The 21,426-nt window shown below is 69.4% G+C and carries 18 protein-coding genes; 14 read left to right on the forward strand and 4 right to left on the reverse strand.

All coding sequences use genetic code 11. The features are described 5' to 3' along the window. Positions 1-139: 139 nt before the first annotated feature. Entirely contained in the window at positions 140-1,915 is a 1,776-nt protein-coding gene (locus tag BM199_RS32230) for an ABC transporter ATP-binding protein (RefSeq protein ID WP_091679832.1), read from the reverse strand. 109 nt (positions 1,916-2,024) lie between these two features. Here BM199_RS32230 and mshB point away from each other — a divergent pair, with 109 nt between their 5' ends. The 3 genes from mshB to BM199_RS32245 are packed head-to-tail and all read left to right on the forward strand — an operon-like array spanning position 2,025 to position 4,118. Beyond that, positions 2,025-2,867 carry an N-acetyl-1-D-myo-inositol-2-amino-2-deoxy-alpha-D-glucopyranoside deacetylase gene (mshB, locus tag BM199_RS32235; protein WP_091679835.1) on the forward strand — a complete coding sequence of 281 codons (843 nt, stop codon included), beginning with the start codon at positions 2,025-2,027 and terminating at the stop codon, positions 2,865-2,867. Between the two features lie 11 nt (positions 2,868-2,878). Next, positions 2,879-3,310 carry a hypothetical protein gene (locus BM199_RS32240; RefSeq protein WP_091679868.1) on the forward strand — a complete coding sequence of 144 codons (432 nt, stop codon included), beginning with the start codon at positions 2,879-2,881 and terminating at the stop codon, positions 3,308-3,310. Then, entirely contained in the window at positions 3,303-4,118 is an 816-nt protein-coding gene (locus BM199_RS32245; protein ID WP_091679837.1) for a hypothetical protein, read from the forward strand. The genes BM199_RS32240 and BM199_RS32245 overlap by 8 nt, the downstream gene beginning before the upstream one ends. 51 nt (positions 4,119-4,169) lie before the next feature. Here the strand turns inward: BM199_RS32245 and BM199_RS32250 are convergent, their stop codons facing one another. Then, positions 4,170-4,943 carry a site-2 protease family protein gene (locus BM199_RS32250; RefSeq protein ID WP_091679840.1) on the reverse strand — a complete coding sequence of 258 codons (774 nt, stop codon included), beginning with the start codon at positions 4,941-4,943 and terminating at the stop codon, positions 4,170-4,172. A gap of 437 nt (positions 4,944-5,380) precedes the next feature. Here BM199_RS32250 and BM199_RS32255 point away from each other — a divergent pair, with 437 nt between their 5' ends. Continuing rightward, positions 5,381-5,665, forward strand: a complete 285-nt coding sequence (locus BM199_RS32255; protein ID WP_091679843.1) for a WhiB family transcriptional regulator — start codon at positions 5,381-5,383, stop codon at positions 5,663-5,665. Between the two features lie 142 nt (positions 5,666-5,807). Continuing rightward, entirely contained in the window at positions 5,808-9,236 is a 3,429-nt protein-coding gene (locus BM199_RS32260) for a glycosyltransferase family 2 protein (protein WP_091679846.1), read from the forward strand. Here BM199_RS32260 and BM199_RS32265 read toward each other — a convergent pair. Continuing rightward, positions 9,197-9,661 (reverse strand): metallopeptidase family protein, encoded by a 465-nt coding sequence (locus tag BM199_RS32265; RefSeq protein ID WP_091679871.1) that lies wholly within the window; start codon positions 9,659-9,661, stop codon positions 9,197-9,199. The two genes, BM199_RS32260 and BM199_RS32265, sit on opposite strands and share 40 nt — an antisense overlap. 195 nt (positions 9,662-9,856) lie before the next feature. Between BM199_RS32265 and BM199_RS32270 the strand changes: the two genes are divergently transcribed. The 8 genes from BM199_RS32270 to BM199_RS32305 all read left to right on the forward strand — a co-directional run bounded on the left by BM199_RS32270 (position 9,857) and on the right by BM199_RS32305 (position 18,292). Then, positions 9,857-10,210, forward strand: a complete 354-nt coding sequence (locus BM199_RS32270) for a DUF3499 domain-containing protein (protein ID WP_091679848.1) — start codon at positions 9,857-9,859, stop codon at positions 10,208-10,210. Between the two features lie 143 nt (positions 10,211-10,353). Further along, positions 10,354-11,733 (forward strand): phosphomannomutase/phosphoglucomutase, encoded by a 1,380-nt coding sequence (locus BM199_RS32275; RefSeq protein WP_091679851.1) that lies wholly within the window; start codon positions 10,354-10,356, stop codon positions 11,731-11,733. A gap of 203 nt (positions 11,734-11,936) precedes the next feature. Then, positions 11,937-12,170 (forward strand): Trm112 family protein, encoded by a 234-nt coding sequence (locus tag BM199_RS32280; RefSeq protein ID WP_091679854.1) that lies wholly within the window; start codon positions 11,937-11,939, stop codon positions 12,168-12,170. Continuing rightward, positions 12,145-13,248: a hypothetical protein gene (locus BM199_RS32285; protein WP_177242886.1), complete on the forward strand. Its 1,104-nt coding sequence runs from the start codon at positions 12,145-12,147 to the stop codon at positions 13,246-13,248. Before BM199_RS32280 ends, BM199_RS32285 begins: the two co-directional genes overlap by 26 nt. Before the next feature lie 64 nt (positions 13,249-13,312). Next, the gene (manA, locus tag BM199_RS32290; protein ID WP_091679857.1) at positions 13,313-14,551 is read left to right on the forward strand and encodes a mannose-6-phosphate isomerase, class I; all 1,239 of its coding nucleotides are present in this window, start codon (positions 13,313-13,315) and stop codon (positions 14,549-14,551) included. Between the two features lie 114 nt (positions 14,552-14,665). Further along, the gene (locus BM199_RS32295) at positions 14,666-15,577 is read left to right on the forward strand and encodes a cation diffusion facilitator family transporter (RefSeq protein ID WP_091679861.1); all 912 of its coding nucleotides are present in this window, start codon (positions 14,666-14,668) and stop codon (positions 15,575-15,577) included. A gap of 89 nt (positions 15,578-15,666) precedes the next feature. Then, entirely contained in the window at positions 15,667-17,223 is a 1,557-nt protein-coding gene (locus BM199_RS32300; protein WP_091679863.1) for an APC family permease, read from the forward strand. 316 nt (positions 17,224-17,539) lie between these two features. Further along, positions 17,540-18,292, forward strand: coding sequence for an LPXTG cell wall anchor domain-containing protein (locus tag BM199_RS32305; protein ID WP_091679866.1), 753 nt, complete (start codon positions 17,540-17,542; stop codon positions 18,290-18,292). On the opposite strand, the gene BM199_RS32310 is transcribed toward BM199_RS32305, so the two are convergent. Further along, positions 18,233-20,626, reverse strand: coding sequence for a hypothetical protein (locus tag BM199_RS32310; protein WP_245789005.1), 2,394 nt, complete (start codon positions 20,624-20,626; stop codon positions 18,233-18,235). The genes BM199_RS32305 and BM199_RS32310 overlap by 60 nt on opposite strands. 137 nt (positions 20,627-20,763) lie before the next feature. On the opposite strand from BM199_RS32310, the gene BM199_RS32315 reads away from it, so the two are divergent. Continuing rightward, on the forward strand, positions 20,764-21,426 hold a 663-nt coding region (locus BM199_RS32315; protein ID WP_143101992.1), incomplete at its 3' end, for an adenosylhomocysteinase.

The following is a 21,426-nucleotide window of genomic DNA, read 5'->3' on the forward strand; positions in this document are numbered from 1 at the left end:
CCGCTGCACCTCAGACAACGAACTACGCGGCTCCATACAACTACTCCCCGAGAGTCAGAACTGAATTTTCAGTCCAACTCCCGGGGAGCAGTTCACTGGCGGGGGCTCCCTGTTTGGCTCAGCGCCTTTACGGGCCTGGTCAGTCCGCCACGGGGGCGACCTTGCCCTGCTCCCAGGCCTTGCGGCGCTCGGCCTGCAGGGCGGGATCCGCCACGGGCGCGGCCGACAGCAGCCTGCGCGTGTAGTCCTCCTTCGGCGAGTGCAACACCTCGTCGCGCGTGCCGACCTCGACGAGCTTGCCGTGCTGCATCACCGCGACGCGGTCGGCCAGCAGGTCCACGACCGCGAGGTCGTGGCTGATGAACAGGCAGGCGAACTGCAGTGTCTGCTGCAGGTCGAGGAAAAGGTCAAGCACTCGAGCCTGCACTGAGACGTCCAGGGCCGAGGTCGGCTCGTCCGCGATCAACAGCTTGGGGTCGAGTGCGAGCGCGCGGGCGATCGACACCCGCTGACGCTGCCCGCCCGAGAGTTCGTGCGGGTAGCGGTTGCGGTAGTGCCCGGAGAGCTCGACCTTGTCCAGCAGCGTCGCTACGCGCTGGTCGAGTTCCTTGCCTGCCAGCACCTTGTGCAGAACCAGCGGTTCGCCGATGGACTCGCCGATCGTCATCTTGGGGTCCAAGGTGGACGCCGGGTCCTGGAAGACGATCGAGAAGTAGCGACGCAGCGGGCGCAGTTCCTTCGCGGACATCTTGGTGATGTCACGGCCCGCGATCGAGACGGTGCCCTCCGTGGGATCGAGCAACCGGATCGCACAACGGCCCACAGTGGACTTACCGGAACCGGACTCGCCGACCAGGCCGAGGATCTCGCCCCGCTGGATGCTCAGTGAGACGTCGTCCACCGCCCGGTTCTTGGCCTGCCCGCGCCGGCCGGGGAACTCCAGCACCAGGTTCTTGATCTCCAGTGCGGGCGCGTCGGCCTCGATCTGGGACTCGAGTTCGGTGTCGGCTAGCCGGATCGCCTCCGCGATCGTTTTAGTCTCGGTCTCGCCCTGCTCCGGATCCTCGAGCAGGCGCTGCCCCTCGGGGCGGTGTCCGAGCACCGGCACCGCGGCCAGCAGCTTCTGTGTGTACTCCTCCTGCGGGTTGGCGAAGAGTTCACCCACCGGGGCCTGCTCGACGATCTCGCCGTTGTACATCACGACGACGCGGTCGGCGAGGTCGGCGACGACACCCATGTCGTGCGTGATCAGCACGATCGCGGTGTTCAGTGTGTCCCGCAGTTTGCGCAGCAGCCCGAGGATCTCGGCCTGGACGGTGACGTCGAGGGCCGTGGTGGGCTCGTCGGCGATGATCACCTTGGGGTCGCAGGAGATCGCCATCGCGATGACCACACGCTGGCGGAGACCGCCGGAGAGCTGGTGGGGGTACTGCTTGAACCGCTCCGTCGGGTTCGGGATGCCCACCATCTCGAGCAGTTCGATTGCGCGCCGGTCCGCGGCACTCTTGGCGAGGTCCTGGTGGGTCCGCAGCGATTCGCGCAGCTGCCAGCCGACGGTGTAGACGGGATTGAGTGCGGTCATCGGCTCCTGGAAGATCATCGCGATGTCGTTGCCGCGGATCTTGCGAATGTCCTTTTCGGCGAGTTCGCCCAGGTTGATGTCGCCGAGCTTGCGGTCACCATTGATCCGGCTGGTCTTCGGCAGCAGACCGAGCACGGACATCGAGGTCACCGACTTGCCCGAGCCGGATTCGCCGACGACGGCGACGATCTCCCCGGGAGCGACGTCGAATCCGATTCCTTTGACCGCATCGACGATCCCTTCCTCGGTGGGAAAGGAGATACGCAGATCCGAGATGGACAGGACGGAACTCGACGTGCCGGCAGGAATCGTCGTATTAGCTTCAGTGCTCACCAGTTGCCCTTCGTGGGGGTACACACGTCACGGAAGGTAAGCGTGACTCGCGCGAGGATATCTGAGGTGCCGCCGGATGTGACCACGACCAAAGAATTAATCTGAACCCGTGACCTCCCGAGAAGCCCGCAGGCTGTTACTTGTGCACGCGCATCCGGACGACGAGAGTCTGACGACGGGCGCGACGATGGCTCGGTACGCCGCCGAGGGCGTGGAGGTGACCCTGGTCACCTGCACACTCGGCGAGGAGGGCGAGATCATCCCGCCCGCGCTGGAGCAGCTGGGTTCCTGGGCGGCCGACCAGCTCGGTGGCTACCGGTCGGGAGAACTGGCCGCGGCACGCGCGGCGCTGGGTGGTCCGCGCCAGCACTACCTGGGCGGGATCGGCCGCTGGCGCGACTCCGGCATGGCCGGGACACCCGCGGCAGCGCATCCCAGGGCGTTCACCGGCGGATCGGCAGCCGAGCAGGCGGAGCAGCTCGCGATGGTGCTCGACGAGGTGCGCCCGCAGGTCGTCGTCACCTATGACGCCTCGGGTGGATACGGGCATCCGGACCACATCAGGGCGCACGAGATAACCATGGCGGCGGCAGGGGCCGCGGGCTCGGTGCGACGGATCTTTCACACGGCGGCGCCGGCGCGGGCGACCGAAGGTGGACTGGCGGCGTTGCGAGCGGCGGGTGACCTCCCCTTCCGGCTTCCCGATGAGGGTGAACTCCCAACGGTCCCGGACGAACTCGCGGGCACCGCCATCGCCGCGAAAGGGCATCTTGAGGCGAAGGTCGCGGCCCTGCGGGCGCATGCGACCCAGGTCACCGTGCTGGACGAGCGTCGCTGCTTCGCGTTGTCCAACGGCATCGCCCAGCCGCTGCTGGATGCCGAGTACTTCGTACTCGCCCACGGTCCCGCGGAGGGTGCGGAGAACGATCTGTTCGGCGGGCTCGACGCGTGAGCGCCGTGGCGATGCCGCCGACCCCACCGGACAGCGGCGCCCTGCGGCGAAGCCTGCTGCTTGTGCTGCTCGTCGTGGACGCTTTCCTGCTCGCCACGCTGGAGCTGTTCTACCTCCCGCTGCGCCTCGACGGCGTCCTCCTGCCCCGGATGGGTGATGTTCCGGTGCCGGTCACGGTGCTGGTGGCGGCCGTGACGACCCCCCTGCTCGTCACCCAGACCGCGCGACTGGTGCACCCGCGCGCGGCGATACTCCCGCTGGTGGTGTGGATCGCCACGCTCGTGGCGCTCGGCGTGTTCGGGCCCGGCGGAGACCGGGTACTCCTGCCAGACTGGCGGGCGCTGTTGTTGCTCGCCGGAGGAGCTTTGCCGGCTGCGCTGGTGCTCGGTGGAGCGCTGGGTCGCAGGCCGGTCGGGACGAGAGGAGCTGGGCGCGGTGGCTGAGGCGATCAGCGATGCCCAGGTGGTGGGAGTACTCCGGCCGTTCGTCCGGGCGACCGGCCCGTTGCTCGACGCGCTGCGGGAGTCCGATCCGCTCGGCCTGCGGGCGCGGGCGGCCCACCAGGCCGACGGCAACGAGGATCTGGACAAGGTCGACCCCGGAAAACGGGAGAAACTGCGGGGCGCACTGAGCTCGGTCAAGGTCCCCGGCACCGGTGCATGGGCGGGAATGAGTCCCGACCAGCGAACGAACTGGTGGATCAACCGGGTCGGCAGATTCACCTCGCTGCTGACCGCGATCCCCGGACTCGGCGGGGCGCTCGCGGACCGGTTGCCGGTCCAGGACGCCCTCGGCGCGGCCTCGCAAGGTCTGCTGCTCTGCGCGATCGCGGGTGAGCACGGCGTTACCGATCTCGGCGACCGGGTGCGACTGCTGGCCTGGGTGCTGTTCGATCGCGAGCTGGACCCCGCGCTCGCGGCGGGCCGCACGGATGAGCACGACGCCGCAGCCGAGGACGCCAAGGCCGAAGAGCTGACCGAAGAGCTCTCGGTGTCCTCCCGTAAGCACGGCAAGATCACCATCCGGGCGTGCGGCCGCACGCTCTGGCGGCTCGGCCGTTCGCTGCTGGCCTTTCCGGGCGAGCTGGAGAAGCGGCCGAGGGGCCGGTTCTACCACCGGCTGCTGGGCATGCTGCCCGTCGTCGGAATGGTGGCCGACTACTTCGGCGAACGCTCCGGGCTCAAGCGTGTGGCCCGCAGGGCCCGTACCTGGCTGGCCCAGCGACAGCACTTTCCCGGGAAAGTGCGGTAGTTGCGTGTGCACGTATCGCACTTTCCCGGGAAAGTGCGAGGGCGGCGGGGCTCAGCGCCAGAACATGAAGACGGCCCGGCCGAAGTCGGCGAAGTCCGCGTCGCCGCCGATGGCGCCGAAGAGGGAATCGGTGAATTCGAACAGCAGCCTGCCGACCCCGGGGATGCCGATGATCACGGCGAAAAGCACCAGCGGGGCCCACGGCCTGGCCTTCGCGCCCAGTTCCCGTGCCTGCGGGGACAGGTAGGGCTCGATCGCGCCGTAACCGTCCAGACCGGGCACGGGCAGGATGTTGATCACGAAGGCGAGAATCTGCACCGAGGCCAGGTACGAAAGCCCCGCGGTGAGCCCGAGCGGCATCTGCACGAACGCGATGACGATCGTCAACGCGATGCCGAGCGCGAGATTGCTCAGCGGACCTGCCAGGGACACCCACGAGGAGACGTTCCGGGAGCGGAGCATCCCCCGGTTGATCCAGACCGCGCCGCCAGGCAGCGGAATCCCGCCGATCGCGAGGATCAGCAGTGGGAGCACGAGGGAGAGCACGGGGTCGGTGTAGCGGCGGATGTCCATCGACAGATAGCCCTTGGCCGCGACCGAGTGGTCACCGCCCCGGTACGCCACGATCGCGTGACCGAACTCGTGCAATGTCAGCGACAGAGCCCAGCCGCCGATGACGAGAAAGAACACGCCCGCGGTACCGAGCGGGTCGCGTTCGACCGACTGTGTGATCGGATCGACGAAGGCTGCCAGCACACCTGCCGCCGTGGTGACGGCCAGGATCGCGAAGAACAGGGGACTGGGACGGACTGCTGAACGTTGCACGGCTCCAGTCTTCCGTATCCCGGTTGGGTACTTCCCGGCGTGTCCGCTTGCGTGTCGGGCCTCCGGTATCCCCCAAACTTGCTACTCCGCTTGACCTGGCCCCATGACACGGGTGTAATCACATTGATGTCATTCGCCGCCGGAAGGGGGGCGACGGGTGGCACCACCGGAGGCGGGAGCAGGGCGTGAACTGAGCGTGAGCGGCCCGCCGAAGGTGTTGCACAGCACCGGGAGAACGCCATTTTTCCGGTGCCGATTCAACACCGCCAGCCTGGGGAGTGCGTGGAAGCGAGGAGGCGGACGTGCGGTTGGAAGCAGATAGTCAGCGGGTGTCGGAGAGCGTGACGGTGCCTGGCCGAGGTGGGTTGTCGAGCGTGCCGGCAGGTGGCACGGAATCCCCACGTCTTCAGACGGATGGCAAGGAATGGGGGCACGTCATGGATTGGGCAGAGCGCCCTGAGCAGGAACTGGGTGTGCTGACCGATCTGTTCGACGAGCCCGAGGAGCAGGAGTGGCAGGACCGCGCGCTGTGCGCGCAGACGGACCCGGAGGCCTTCTTCCCGGAGAAGGGCGGCTCCACCCGCGAGGCCAAGCGGATCTGCCAGGGGTGTGAGGTCAAGGACGACTGCCTCGAGTACGCCCTCGCGCACGACGAGCGCTTCGGTATCTGGGGCGGACTGTCCGAACGGGAGCGTCGCAAGCTCAAGAAACGCGCCGTCTGAGAAGGTCCTGGAACGGGAACCGTGTGACGCGCTCCCGTTCCGGGACCTGGCTGTCCGACGACGTACGTACTCGGACGGCGCATGTGTGGCAGGTCGTAGGGTGAGCGCCATCCACCGACCAACTCGTTGACCGGAGGGGTTCTTGCCCCGCACTCCCGCATCACCGGCGCTGCGCAGCGCGCCCGTTCTGGCGATTCTGGTCTGTCACAACGGAGAGGCGTGGCTGCCTCTCGCGCTTTCGGCGTTGCGCCGCAGCACGATTCGCCCGAGGCATGTGCTGGCCGTCGACACGGGCTCCACCGACCGCACGGCTGCCCTGCTCGCGGACGCGGCCGGCGGGGAGAGCGGTGGAGCCGACCCCGTGCTGTCCGGCGTCCTCACCCTGAACGCACGAACCGGGTTCGCCGGGGCGGTCGCGGAGGCGGTGCGCCACGCGACCGAGCGCTGGGGTGATCCAGGCGCATGGTTGTGGCTCCTGCACGACGATTCCGCACCCGAGCCGGACTGCCTCGACACACTGCTGCGGGCCGCCGACGCCGCTCCGTCCGCAGGCGTACTCGGGCCACTGGCGGTGGACTGGGCCGACCCACGGCTGATCGTCGAGGCGGGACTGTCCACGGACGCGTCCGGGCACCGGCAGCACGTCTTCGACGATCGCGGCTCCGCTGACGAGCGGTCGCCGGAACAGAGCAGCGAGGTCCTCGCCGTGCCGAGCGCCGGTGCGCTCATCTCCCGGCGACTGTGGGAATCCGTCGGCGGCTTCGATCCCGAACTGCCGCTGCTACGCGAGGACCTCGACTTCGGCTGGCGTGCCAACGCCTCGGGCTCGCTCGTGCTTTCCGTGCCGAGGGCCCGGCTCCGCCACGCCCGTGCGGTGGCGACGGGCAGACGTCACGCCGACGCTGTGCCGGGCTCGCTGGCAGCAGCCGACCGTGCCTACGGCGTGCGGACGTTCCTGGTCAACTGTTCCACGCCCGCGTTCCTGCTCGGGCTGCCGAGGCTGCTCGTGCTGTGCCTGCTGCGCGGACTGGCGTTCGCGGTCATCCGCGACGCTGGTCGCGCGCACGCGGAGTTCGCGGTGCTGGGGTACCTCCTCGGCGGGCGCGGCGGGCTACGGTCCGCGCGGACCGAACGCCAGGCCAGACGCGGAGGTGCCGCCGCTTCCGTGCGCGGACTGTTCACCAGCCGGGCCACCCGTCTGCGCAACGCGGTGCGAGGCGGAGTCGTGCACCTGGTGCGGCGCGGAGTCGAGCGTGAGGCCGCGCTCGGCCGCCTGCCGGAGACGGTGGGCAACTCCTCGGGCGCGTCGGCCTGGATCCCGCCCGAATCGGTGCGGGCCAGGCAGGACGAGCAGCAGCCGCGTCCCGTCGGGCCGGACGCGCTGCCCGCGGGGGCACTGCGGACCGGCACTGCCCGCGGCACCGGTCTGCGGCGTCCTGGGCGCGGCATGGGCACCGTCGCGGTCACCCTGCCGGAGGAAACAGGCACGGACGAGGGGGCCACCGCGGACGCGGACCAGGTGGCGACGTCCGAGGACCAGCCTTCCCGACCCTCACCGGTGCGCCGTGGCGAAGGACGCAGGGAGAACGAGCTCGTCTTCGTCGAGGTGGACCGGCGGCGGATCCTCGCGGCGACGTTGTTCGCACCACCGGTGGTCCTGTTCGTCACACTGACCGGACTCGCCCTGCTGCTGCACGCGGACCGCCTCGGCCTCGACCTCTCCGGCGGCAGGCTGCTCCCGGTCGGTGACCTCGGCGAGCTGTGGTCCACGTATCTGGCCACCTGGCATCCGGTGGGTGGCGGAACCGCGGCGCCCGCGCCGGTCGCACTGGCCGTGCTCGGCGCACTGGGTGCACTCGTCGAACCGCTTGGCGGCCCGGCCGCGCTGGTGTCACTGCTGCTGATCGGGCAGCTCCCACTCGCCGCGCTGGTCGCCTACGCGGCCACGCGGCGACTACGGGTCGGTCGCTGGGTCAGGGCCGCCGTCGCCGCCGCCTACGCCCTGCTGCCCGCGGCCGTCGCGGGCGCCGTCCAGGGGCGCCTCGACGTCGTGGTGGCGCACATCCTGCTGCCCGCGCTGCTCGCCGGACTCCTCGCGGTCCTCACCCGATCCGGCGCCCGCTGGCTGAGCACCGCGGTGCTGACAGCCCTCGCCCTCGCCGTCGTCGGGGCGTTCGCGCCGCAGGCGCACGTACTCGCGTTGGCCGGTCTGATCGTGGGCTTCGTGCTGCTGCCCTCGGTCGGCACGACGGCGCGCCGGGTTTCGTCGATCGCGATCGTCGTCCTGCTCCCGCTGGCCCTGCTGCTGCCGTGGCTGCCCGCGCTGTTCGCCCACCCCGCCCTGCTGGCACACGGGCTGGACGGTCCGGACCGCGGCCTGACCACGGCCGCGGAACTGCTCGGGTTGGACCCCGGCGGGCCGGGAGCGTGGCCGATCGGCGCGATCGTGGTCGCGGCCGCCCTTGTCGCGCTGGTGGCGAGGCCGAGCAAGGGGGCGGGAGCCGGTCTCGGGGTACTCGCACTCGGCGTGGCCGGGGTGGCGGTCGTGCGGCTGGTCGAACTCACCCCTGTGTGGGGCGGCGAACCGGCAGCGGGGAACGCGGGAGTGCCATTGCTGTTCGTCGGAGCAGGGCTGCTGTGGATCGTGCTCTCGGCCTGTGTCGCGGGCCCGGCCCGGCCCGGCGCGAGTCCCGTGCCCGCGTTGCTCCCGCGCCTGCTGGCCGCGGGCGGCGTGGCGTGCCTGGTCGCGCTCGCCGTGTCCGGGGTGGTTCTCGGCAAGCAGGGCCCGTTGCGTGCGGGCGGCGGCCTGGAACTGGCCTCGTCCCTGTCCGCCGAGATCGCCGACACCGGCAGGTCTGTTCTGGTGCTCGCCGCCCCTGGCGAGCGGGTGCGCCAGGTCGGAGGCAGGTTGCCGCACTACGGGGACGACGCGCTGGTGCCCGTCGCGGGAACTCCGGAACGGCTCGTCGCGTGGCAGCAGGAGCTTCTCGCGGGATCGCGGGAGGCCGTCACCTCCGCCGCGGCGCACGGTGTGCTTTTCGTCGTGCTCCCGCCCGGCGAGAACGGGGCTGCGCTGCGGCAGGCGGCCGGAGACCTGGTCGGGAACGCGCCGCGGACAGCCGACGGCAGGCAGGTCCTCCGGTTGACTCCGGCAGCCGGGCAGGTCGTGCTCGTTTCGCCGGAACAGTCGCGGCGCGCGATCAGCGACCAGGCCCCGAGCGGGGAGCTGATGACCGGTGCCGCGGTCGCCGAGGTGCAGGCCGATCTGCCCACCGTCCGGGTCCTGGTCTCCGACGGCCCGGCAGGCAGACTGCTCGTCCTGGCCGCGAATCTGGAACCCGGCTGGCAGGCCAGTGTGAACGCCGAACCGGTGCCGATCGTCCAGGCCTGGGGGCACCAGGTCGCGGTGGCCGTGCCGACCCGGGAGGCCGAGGTCGTGGTCGAGCACCCCTCGGCACTGCGGGATCTGCTGCTGCTCGGCCAGGTGGCCGCCGTGCTGTTCACCCTGCTGACGGCGATCCCCGCGCGGCGTCAGTCGCCCTCGATGATGTCCGGTTCGACACCGAGATAGCCCGCGACCTGCTCGACCAGCACCTCGTGGACGAGTTCGGCGAGCTCGCCGGGGTCTTTCGCCCTGGCCTCGAGCGGGCGCCGGTAGAGCACGATGCGCGCCATCGTGGGCAGTCCCGCGCGGTCGACCCCGGCAGGCACCAGCCGCGACAGCGGCACCATGCCGTCGAGCAGCACGCCTTCCGGTGTCACGGGCCGGTTCCCGCGCGGAACCTCGGGCACGTCGTCCACCGCGACGTCGAGCTTGGTGAGTTCGTGTCGCCAGCGGGCCTCGATCGGCTCCAGCGCGTCCAGTACCAGAGCGTCGAACCGCTCGGCCCTGCTGGATGCGGCAGGTAGCGAGGCCGGATACAGCGGGCCGCGGAGTCCGCGCCCGTGCCGGTCCCGCCGCATGTTCTGCCGGGACCCACGAGAACCACGAGCCATCGCCACGAACGGACAGGGTACGCGGGAGGGAGGCGGCACCCGCACCGGGCGACGGGCCAGTGTGCCGGAAGCGGAACCCGGTCCCCGGGAATGGTCCGAATGGCCCACACCCCACGGGGAACACTCGTGCAAAATCGCGGTGTCGCCGGTGCGCCTGCGCCACTCCCCAGTCGCGAGCGGCTATGGTGCTCAACCGTGCCGAGCGTACGGAAGTGTTCGCGAACGGGCTGCCTCGAGCCCGCCGTCGCCACGCTGACCTACGCCTACAGCGATTCGACCGCTGTGGTCGGGCCGTTGGCCACGGCGTCGGAGCCGCACTCCTACGACCTGTGCGAGGAGCATGCGTTGCGGCTGACCGTGCCGAAGGGCTGGGAGGTCGTGCGACACGAGGGTGACTTTTCCGCGCCAGAACCCTCGAGTGACGAGCTGACCGCGCTCGCCGAGGCGGTGCGGGAGGCAGGACGCTCCGATCGTCCCGCGCCACAGGCCGAGCCGGACGGTCCGTCAGGACGGCGTGGTCACCTGCGAGTACTGCCCGGCCGCGGCTGAATCTCCCGGTTCGCACTCGCCTGGTCTGACGCACACCCGTTACGGGACGTGCTTCCCCGCATCGTCAGCCCCCGCCGGTAGGCTTTCGGCGTCGCAAACAACGGCTCGCCGAGAGTCGGCAACGGACAATGCGGGGAGAAGGCGTGACAGACCTGTCGGGGATCGTCAAGGCCTACGATATTCGCGGTGTCGTCGGTGACCAGTTGCACGCGAGCCTGGTCCGGGACTTCGGCGCGGCGTTCGCACTGCTGATCAAGCCTGATTCGCCGTCGGTGGTGATCGGACACGACATGCGGGACTCATCTCCCGAGCTGTCGAGTGCCTTCGCGGAGGGGGTCACCTCGCAGGGCCTCGACGTCATTTCGATCGGCCTGGCGAGCACGGATGAGCTCTACTACGCGTCCGGTTCACTGAACATGCCGGGCGCGATGTTCACCGCGAGCCACAACCCGGCGAAGTACAACGGCATCAAGCTGTGCCGTTCCGGTGCCTCACCGGTGGGCCAGGACTCCGGCCTCGCCGAGATCAGGGACACCGTGGAGCAGGGCGTTCCCGAGTTCGCGGGACAGCACGGCACCGTCAGCGAACGCGACGTTCTCGGTGAGTACGCGGACTACCTGCGCAACCTCGTCGACCTTTCCGGCAGCAGGCCGTTGAAGGTCGTGGTCGACGCGGGCAACGGGATGGGCGGGCACACGGTGCCCGAGGTGTTCGGCATGAACAGTGCCGCTGTCGGGGCCGCCACCCCCATCGAGATCGTGCCCATGTACTTCGAGCTCGACGGCAACTTTCCGAATCACGAGGCGAATCCGCTCGACCCGGCCAACCTGGTGGACGTGCAGGCCAAGGTGCGCGAGGTCGGGGCCGATCTGGGCCTTGCCTTCGACGGGGATGCCGATCGTTGCTTCGTCGTCGACGAGAAGGGGGACCCCGTCTCGCCCAGCGCGATCACGGCGCTGGTCGCGGTGCGGGAGCTGGCCAAGGAACCCGGCGGCGCGGTCATCCACAACCTGATCACCTCGAAGTCGGTGCCGGAGATCGTCGCCGAGCACGGCGGAAAGCCCGTCCGCACGCGGGTCGGTCACTCGTTCATCAAGGAGAAGATGGCCGAGACCGGTGCGATCTTCGGCGGGGAACATTCCGCGCACTACTACTTCCGCGACTTCTGGCGCGCCGACACCGGGATGCTGGCCGCGCTGCACGTGCTGGCCGCGCTCGGCGAGCAGGACCGGCCGCTGTCCCAGCTGACCGCCGAGTACCAGCGCTACTCGGCATCCGGAGAGCTCAACTCCACCGTTGACGACCAGGTCGCGCGCCAGATGGCCGTGAAGGACGCGTTCGCGGCGCGCAGCGGAGTAACCATCGACGAGCTCGACGGGCTGACGGTCGATCTCGGTGACGGGCGTTGGTTCAACCTGCGTCCGTCCAACACCGAACCGCTGCTCCGGTTGAACGCCGAAGCTCCGACGGACGATGCGGTCCGAGCACTCGCGGACGAAGTGCTGGCGATCGTCCGTGCGTGATCGGTCATCGGTGACAGTGCGTCTGAAGAGCGAGCTGGCCTGCGATGGTGGGCGGAAGAACGCGCGTGTGACGATCGTGCCGCGTGTTTCCGGACAGCAACTGCACACCCGGAGCGACCGCTTGGCCACGAACAGCGCTTCCCTTGCGTCTCATGCGGATAACGGTGGGTTTGCAGCGCTGGAAGCAATGGTATGGAGGAAGCATGGCTGTCACTCTTGACGAGCAGTTGCTGGAGATCCTCGCGTGCCCCGCACCGGATCACGCCCCGCTGCGCGTCGGTTCGCCCGGTGACCCACAGGGCGATGCGCTCACCTGCACCTCCTGTGGCCGGGTTTTTCCTGTGCGGGACGGCATCCCCGTCCTGCTGCTGGACGAGGTAGTGGCGGGGCCGGACGCCGAGGGTAACCAGGATGGCTCCAGTGTCGACGGTGCTTGATGACTCACTGCTCGACGATCCGGCGCGGCTGGCCGAAACCGACGTCGCCGGGTTGTTGCGCGCCGTCGCCATGGCCGGAGCGCAGGTCCGTGCGACGGTCGAGGCCGCCGCTGAGCTGGAACTGAGCGAACGGCTGGATCTGGGCAGGCCGAGGGCACTGGTCCTGGTGGCGCGTCCCGGTGTGAGCCGAAGCGCCGCGGACCTGCTCGCGAGTCTGCTCGGGCCCGGCTGTCCTGTCCCCGTGGTGATCTCACCAGTCGTGCCCAGCTGGATCGGGGCGCTCGACGTGGTTTTCGCCCATACCGATGACCCGCACGATCGTGAGTTGGCCGCGACGCTGGAGCGAGCTGCCCGGTTCGGCGCCACCGTGGTGCTCTCCGCGCCGCCGGAAGGCCCCGTCGCCTCTTCAGTGGCCGGGCGAGGGCTCGTGCTCGCGCCCCGGTTGCCGGTGCCACCCGAGCTCGGGTTCCCGAGGGCGCTGACGGCGGGTCTGCTGACCGCGAACACCCTCGGCCTACTGGTCGCTGATGTCGAGTCGCTCGCCGACCACCTCGACGGGGAGGCCGAGCGCGCGCACCCGGCGCACGAATCCTTCGTCAACCCCGCGAAACTGCTCGCGCTCCGGCTCGCGGAGCGCACTCCGTTGCTCTGGGGTCTCGACCACGTCGCCGTCGCGGTCGCGGAGCACGCCGCACACGCGTTCGCCACCCATGCGGCGCGAGTCTGCGACGTTGCCAGCCACCAGCAGGCACTGGCGCGTCCCGCGCTGTTGCGGACCGCGGTCGAAGGTAGTGCCGAGCGCAACATTTTTGCCGATCCCGACGACGAGTCCGGCTCGGTGGGGTTGGATCCGAGGGTGTTGTTGCTGGCTGTGCATTCCGGCCCCGCCGCGGACGCGGCGCGGCACCGGATGTCCGAGGTGCTGCCCGGCGCGGAGGTCATAGCTCCCGCCGAGCAGGTCGAGGCCGACGAAGCGGGCAGGGCCGCGGTGCTCGCACTGCGATTCGAGCTGGCTGCCGTCTATCTCGGTCTCGCGGCGGGAACCATCGGCGGGGCAGGCCGGTACGCCCCGGCCTGACCAGGCGAACCGGCGAGACCAGGGCTGGTGCCGGCGAGTCGCCGGCGAAGAGTTGAGGTGAGAAGTGGAGTTGCTGCGAGGCGCGGTGCGGCCGTACGCCTGGGGATCGAGAACGACGATCCCCGAGCTGCTCGGCCGTCCGGTTCCGGCGCCGCACCCCGAGGCGGAGCTGTGGATGGGTGCCCATCCTGGTGACCCGTCCTGGCTCGTCGACTCTTCCGGAATCGAGCGCAACCTGCTCGAACTGGTCGAGGAGGACCCGGTGGCGCAGCTCGGTGAGCGCTGTGCGAACCACTGGGGCGGCCGGTTGCCGTATCTGCTGAAGATCCTCGCGGTCGAGGAGCCGCTGTCGATGCAGGCGCACCCGTCTGCCCGCCAGGCGGCCGAGGGCTACCGCAGAGAGGAGGCGGCAGGCATCCCGCGGGATGCCCCGAACCGCAACTACCCGGACCCCACGGCGAAGCCGGAGCTGGTCTGTGCGCTGACCGAGTTCCACGCGCTCGCCGGTTTCCGCGACCCGCACCGGACTGTCGCGTTGCTCCGCGCCATCGAGACCCCCGGACTCACCAAGTACACCGAACTACTGGCGGGACAGCCTGATCCCGACGGTCTGCGGGCGCTGTTCACCACCTGGATCACGCTGCCGCAGTCCGCGCTCGACGAACTGCTTCCCGAGGTGTTGGATGCGTGCGTCCTGCACGTCAAGGATCACGGCGAGTTCGACACCGAATGCCGCACCGTGCTGGAACTCGGGGAGACTCACCCCCGTGACGCCGGTGTGCTCGCCGCGCTGTTGCTGAACCGGCTGACGCTGAGCGCGGGCGAGGCGATCTACCTTCCTGCCGGAAACCTGCACCTGTACCTGCACGGCACCGCGGTGGAGATCCTGGCCAACTCGGACAACATCCTGCGGTGCGGCCTCACCCCGAAGCACGTGGATGTGCCGGAACTGCTGCGGGTGGTGGACTTCGCCTGCGGCGAGATGCCGGTGTCGCGCGGCGAGGCGACCGAGCCAAACGCGCGCATGGCCGTCTACCGCACGGACGCGCCCGAGTTCGAACTCGCCAGGATCGAGTGGACCGACAGTGACGGCGAGGCGATCGAACTCGACTGCACCGGGCCGCAGATCCTGCTCTGCACCCAGGGTGAACTGGTTGCCCGCGCGAATGACGGAGCGACGATCGAGCTGCGCAGGGGGCAGTCGATGTGGCTCTCCGCCGCGGATCCGGTCGTGACCGTCCGCCCGATGGGCGCGAACGGCGCCCGCCTGTTCCGCGCGACCCCGGGAACCTGCCCCGACTGACGCCCCGGTCCCTACCGGAATTCGCCGACGAATTCCCGGCCCCGAACGGCAGCGCCGACGGTATCCCTCTAGGCTGCTCGCCGACGGTGTGGGCACGGATTCCCAGGGGGACATGTGGCGGCAAATGGTGGAACCAAAGCGATTCTGGCAGCACTGTTCGCCAACGCGGGAATCGCGGTGGCCAAGTTCGTCGGCTTTCTGATCACCGGCTCTTCGTCGATGCTCGCCGAATCGGTGCACTCGGTGGCCGACACGTCCAACCAGGGGCTGTTGCTGCTCGGGCAGAAGACGTCCCTGCGGAAGGCCACCAAGCAGCACCCGTTCGGCTTCGGTCGCGACCGGTACTTCTACTCCTTCATCGTCGCGCTGATGCTGTTCACCCTCGGCTCGGCGTTCGCGCTGTACGAGGGCATCCACAAGGTCCAGCACCCGGAGGAGTTGAACTCGGCGATCGTCGCCGTGGTGATCCTGGTGCTCGCCATCGCACTGGAGACCTACAGCTTCCGCACCGCGATCGTCGAGTCCAGGAAGGTCAAGGGCGACGCCACGTGGTGGGGCTTTATCCGCCAGTCGCGCACTCCGGAGCTGCCGGTGGTGTTGCTCGAGGACGCTGGCGCGCTGTTCGGCCTGGTCTTCGCGCTCATGGGTGTCGGACTTTCGGTGCTCACCGGTGAGCCGATCTGGGACGGCATCGGCACCATCATGATCGGCATCCTGCTCGGCGTCATCGCGATCATCCTGATCATCGAGATGAAGAGCCTGCTGATCGGCGAGGGCGCCACCGCACGCGAGCACGAGATCATCGTCGACGAGCTGACCGGTGGCCGGGTGGAGCGCGTCATCCACATCCGTACCCAGTACCTCGGCCCGGACGAGCTCCTGGTCGCGGCGAAACTCGCGCTGACGCCCGGTCTGCAGACCGCGGAAATCGCCAGCACCATCGACGAGGTCGAGGGTCGGGTGCGCGCACGGGTGCCCGCGGCCAGGCTCATCTATCTGGAACCGGATCTCGACCGCGGCCTGTGAGTCGCACGGACAACCCCGAGTGGGAAAATTTCTGTCGACCGTTAGGGTGACCTCCGACCCTGAGACCCAGGACATCCAGGAGGTCGACGTTGCCCGGAACTGGTATATGGCGGACAAAATCGGTCGAACAGTCCATAGCGGACACTGACGAACCGGACACGAAGCTACGCCGGAATCTGAGTGCCTGGGACCTCACGGTCTTCGGCGTCGCGGTGATGATCGGTGCGGGGATCTTCACCCTGACCGCACGCACCGCCGGAGACCTTGCCGGTCCCTCTGTGTCGCTCGCGTTCGTCTTCGCCGGGATCGCCTGTGCACTGGCTGCGCTCTGTTACGCGGAGTTCGCGTCGACCGTTCCCGTCGCCGGGAGCGCGTACACGTTCTCCTACGCCACGTTCGGCGAGTTCCTGGCCTGGATCATCGGTTGGGACCTGATTCTCGAGTTCTCCGTCGCGGCGGCAGCGGTCGGCAAGGGCTGGTCGATCTACCTGCAAACCGTCCTGCGCACCGTGTTCGGCGAGGACATCAGCACGCGGGTCGAGATCGGCGGAATCACCGCAGACTGGGGTGCGCTGCTGCTGGTGGTCGTGCTCGCGACGATCCTCACCATGGGAACCAAGCTCTCGTCCCGGTTCAGTCTGGTCATCACCGCGATCAAGGTGCTGATCGTGCTGTTCGTGATCGTCCTCGGTATCGCGTACATCAACCCCGACAACTACACCCCGTTCATCCCGCCGGCGGCCGAGGGCGCCGAGGCGGGAGGCGGTGTCGAGCAGTCCCTGTTGTCCGCGCTGTTCGGCAGCGCGGGCAGCGTGTACGGCGGATTCGGCCTGCTCGCCGGTGCATCGCTGGTGTTCTTCGCGTTCATCGGCTTCGACATCGTCGCCACCACCGCCGAGGAGACACGGAACCCGCAGCGCAACGTGCCGCGCGGCATTCTCGGCTCACTGCTGATCGTCACCGTGCTCTACGTGGCCACTTCGCTGGTGGTGTCCGGGATGGTGCCCTTCGAGTCGCTGGCCACGGACGCGGAACCGGAGGGGCGTAAGACGCTGGCCACGGCCTTCTCCGCGAACGGAGTGGACTGGGCGGCCAACGTGATCTCGGTGGGCGCGCTCGCCGGTCTCACCACGGTCGTGATGGTGCTGATGCTGGGTCAGCAGCGAGTGCTGTTCGCCATGTCCAGGGACGCACTGCTGCCGAGGGCGCTGGCCAAGACCGGCACCCGTGGCACGCCGGTGCGGGTCAACATCCTGGTCGGCGTCGTCGTGGCGCTCGCGGCGACCTTCTTCGAGGCGGACAAGCTCGAGGAGATGGTGAACGTCGGCACGCTGTTCGCGTTCATCCTGGTCTCGGCAGGCGTGCTGGTGCTGCGCCGGAAGCGGCCGGATCTGCCGCGCGGGTTCCGGGTGCCGCTGGTGCCGCTCGTCCCGATCCTGGCGATCGCGGCATGTGGCTGGCTGATGCTGAACCTCACCGTCCTGACCTGGCTGCGCTTCCTCGGTTGGATGGTGCTCGGTGTGATCGTCTACTTCGCGTACGGCAAGCGCCATTCCCTCCTCGGCCAACGCCACAAGTCCACCGAGGACCCGGCTGCCGAGCCCCCCACGTCAACCACGTCAGGCACCTCTCAGCCCCCGGAGTAGGAGCGCCTGCAAGTACCACCAAGCAAGATCAACGTCGCCGTTTTCCGTTGCCATCCGACCGGTTCGGACAGCGGAAAGCGGCGACGTTCGTCCGCGGATGACGAGCACCCTGTACGTCCTGTAAGGATGTTCACCCTGGGTGTCCAAAGTTGAGCGTGAAGGACTCGAAATGGTCACTGTTGTGAGTCAATACCGTTCTCGAGCCACAGACGGTGCGGCTGTATAGCCCATGTGAGGTAGTCTTCGCGCGCCGCACACCCCTGGGTGTATCTCCCGGCGTTCCCGTTTTGCCGCCCACATGCACAGGAGTTCCAGAATGCCCGTTGTCCGGAAGTCTTCGGTCCGAGCCGCTCTGGCCGTGGTACCGATGGCCCTTGCTGTCGTACTCGGCACCGCTGGTATGGCGCACGCGACGTACGACGAGGACCCGCGTGCGACAGTGCACGAGGGCAACGTCGACGCCGGGCAGAAGGACGCCTGCAAGACGGCGGGCCTGGAGGGCACGCCGCTGAAGGCGGGAGTCCTGGACTTCACCGAAGGCACCCCGAACGTCGACCAGTACCTCACCATCACCGGACTCGGCGATGGCGTCACCGTCAGCGGCATCGTGGTCAAGGGCGGTCCCGGCTACAACGTCTACGTGCCCGGCGAGAAGGGGCTTTCCGATGTCCCGCCGTGGACCGAGCTGCGGTCGCCGCTGAACAAGGGTGGCAAGATCCCCGCGATCAGCCACTGGTTCGCCTGCGGCACGGTGACGGTCCCCACCACCAGCACCACGACGTCGACCACCGACTCCTCGACGACCACGCCGCCGGAGAGCAGCTCCACCGAGCCGCCCGAGTCCACCTCCAGCACCTCGGGGGAGAGCAGCACCCCGGCCAGCACCTCCACGTCGGGTGTCGCGACCACGACCAGCACCCCCGCGGCGGTGCCCGTCGAGAACGCGAGTGACAACGACGACCTCGCCTCCACCGGATTCGGCAGCGGCTGGCTGCTCTGGGTCGGCGGACTACTGGTGCTCGGTGGCGCTGCCGTTCTCGTCCTGCTGCGTATCCGTCGCAACGCCTGACGCCGTTCGACGCCGAGGTCGGCCCAGGCCGGGCAGGTCGCCGAACAACGGCACCTGCTCGGCCAGTGGCCTCGGCGGCCTGCCGGGGGTTTCGAGTCCGGCGGCCATCGCGACGGCACGGTCCCATTCCGGATCGGCCACGTAGTCGGCGTGCCTGCGGACCCCGGCGACCCACCTGCGGCCGACCATCGGTGCCCGCATCGGATCGGGTAGCCAGTGGTCACCGCCGAGCACCAGCGCGCCGGTCGGACCCTGCACGGCGGGAGTCACCGGTCCGACCTTGCCGTCGACCAGGTAACCGACACCGAGCAGCCGACCCGCGGCCACCTGGTGCCGCCAGGTGGTGGCCCCGCCGCCGAACGTGTCGGTACCCCGGCACAGTCCGCGCCACCTCCCGTCCAGTCGGCCGAACAGACCGGCGAGGGTCTCGTGCGGCAGCACCGAGGGGAACGCGCGCTGGTACCCCCACTGCAGCGGGGATCCCGCGGTGAGCACGCCGAGACGTTCGCGTTCGTCCTCGGACAGGTCCGCGGCCAGCCTTCCCGCCGTGATCACCGCCAGCAACCCGCCGAGGTGGTAGCCGGCCAGCACCACCCGGGTGTTCGGTTCGGCCAGGTGCTCCCGCGCGCGAGCGGCGAGTTCCGGCATCACCTTGAGCGCATAGCACGGGGGCACCACCGGATGCGACGCACGCGGCCAGAACGAGACCAGGTCGGCCAGCGCGCCGAGGTGTCTGCTGCGCTCCGGTCCCGTCGCCGCCGTGTAGATCACCCGCAGCAGTCCGGCCGCGAGCGCGCCGAGGGTCAGCACTCCGACCCCGGACAGCGGCATGAGCCACGACGGCACCGCCCCGAAGCCGTACCTGACCACCACAAGGGCTGCGGCTCCACCGGACATCGCGACCGCGACAGCGAGCACGATCCGGTGCAGGTGCCTGCGCTCCCAGCTGGAGCGTGCCCATGCCGAGGCGGCCTTCTCCTGGTCGCATTCGTCGGGTTGCAGCATCCGTACCACCTCGGGCACGCCCCTGCGGATCCGGCGCAGCGGCACAGCCACCGCGAAGCCAAGCAGCCCGAGTGCCGCCGCCACCGCAAGGCCCCCGCCCCACAGCATCGTGATCAGCTCGTAGGACTCCGGCAGCCGCAGGTCCTGGCCGACCAGCCGCTCTCCGGCCACCGCGAGGCCGGCGCCGAAGCCGCCGCCGAGCAGGCCGGCCAGCGCCAGCACGGGAGCGGCGAGCCAGCCACCCGCCCACGGTCGCAACCGTCGCGGCAGGCCGCTCCAACTCGGCCGGGCCAGCAGTGCGGCCGGAGCGAGCAGGACGAAGAACAGGGCGCAGACGACGACCAGGGCGGCGCCGATGCCCTCCACGGTCGCGTCCGTTCCGTCGAGCGTCGGCGGCAGCGGGGTGGCGAGTACCGCGGCGGCCGTCACCGTGGCCAGCGCCAGTGTCAGCAACGTCCCCCGGACGACCCGCCCGATCACCCGGTACATCGGGGCGGCCGCCGCGACCAGGGTGATCAGGGCCAGGCTCAGCGCCGCCCACCAGACTCCGGCAGCCGGCACGGCGCCGGGAACACGCAGCGGACCGCCGAGCAGCAGCAGGGCGATGATGGCGAGCGCGCCCACCAGGTGCAGGCAACGCAGTACGGGTGTCCCCCTGTTGCTGCGCAGCTCGTCGCCGGGGAGGGCGGGGCCGGTCCGCGGCGGCCCTTCCTCGGTGGTCACCGCCCACTCCTTGATCGACACCCGATGCAGGACGTACACCAGCAGCAGTAGCGGCAGCACGCCGACGAGGGTCCGGGCAGGCGGGAACTCACGCAGCCAGGACGGCGCGGCGGAAAGACAGCGGGAGCCCGCGGCGAGGCACTGTGTCGCGAGCAGATCGAGGCTCACCACGGCCAGTTGGCTCACCAGCAGCATCGTCAGCAGCAGCGCGGCCATCCTGAGCAGGACCCGGCAGGCGCGGCCGAAGACCGCTGCCGCCCTGCCTCGCGCGGTTCCTGCCGGGCCGGCCGGAGGCAGCATCCAGAAGGCGACGTTGGCCAGGGAGAACGGGAACAGCAGCGCCCATGCGGCCTTGGCCGCCCCGCCCGACGTCATCCCGCTCCACAGGTAACCCTCCAGGGTGCGGGGAATCGCCCGGCCAAGAGCCTGGAGCACCGGGCCGGGGGCAGGCCTGCGCAGCCGGTCGGACGGGCGGATCACGCGGCCGACGCCGTCGCCCGCGACGTCGACCACACCCACCGAGTCGAGCAGCGCCTCACCACTCGTGCCGATCAACCCGGGGACGCGCAGCTCGACGACGCGGGTGTCGGGACCGGGAAGTGGCACGACGTGATCTCCTTCACAGGAACTGGCCGGTTCGTTCGGTGCACGACGGGCGGTGTCCGCAGTTTCACACGGTGGACCGTGGGTCGAACGGACAACGGTACTGTTTGACTGTCGTCGATCCTTGGAGGAAAACCCTTATGACCCCCGAAAGCGTAAGCACGCGTGAGCTGCATCAGACCCGTAATGGGGTGGAGTTCGCGGTGGCGGATCTGGGTGCGGCGGAGTTCGGCCGTAAGGAGATTCGGCTTGCTGAGCATGAGATGCCGGGGTTGATGGCGTTGCGGCGGGAGTATGCGGAGGTGTTTCCGCTGCGGGGTGCTCGGGTGGCGGGGTCGTTGCATATGACGGTGCAGACGGCGGTGTTGATCGAGACGTTGGTGTCGTTGGGGGCGGAGGTGCGGTGGGCGTCGTGCAATATTTTTTCGACGCAGGATCATGCGGCGGCTGCGGTGGTGGTGGGTCCGCACGGGACGCCGGAGGAGCCGAGGGGGGTTCCGGTGTTCGCGTGGAAGGGGGAGTCGCTGGCGGAGTACTGGTGGTGCACGGAGCGGATGTTGTCGTGGGAGGGCGCGGGCCCGGCTGGGTCTGATGATCGGGCCCTGCGAGCAGGCCCGAATATGATTTTGGATGATGGTGGGGACGCGACGATGCTGGTGCACAAGGGTGCGGAGTTCGAGCGTGCTGGGGTGGTGCCGTCGGCGGAGGATGATGATCCGGAGGAGTGGCAGGTTTTCCTGGAGTTGTTGCGGGCGTCGGTGGCGGCGGAGCCGGGGAAGTGGTCGAAGGTCGGTGCGGGGATT

The sequence above is a fragment of the Amycolatopsis marina genome, assembly GCF_900111885.1.
GTDB classification, from domain to species: Bacteria; Actinomycetota; Actinomycetes; order Mycobacteriales; family Pseudonocardiaceae; genus Amycolatopsis; species Amycolatopsis marina.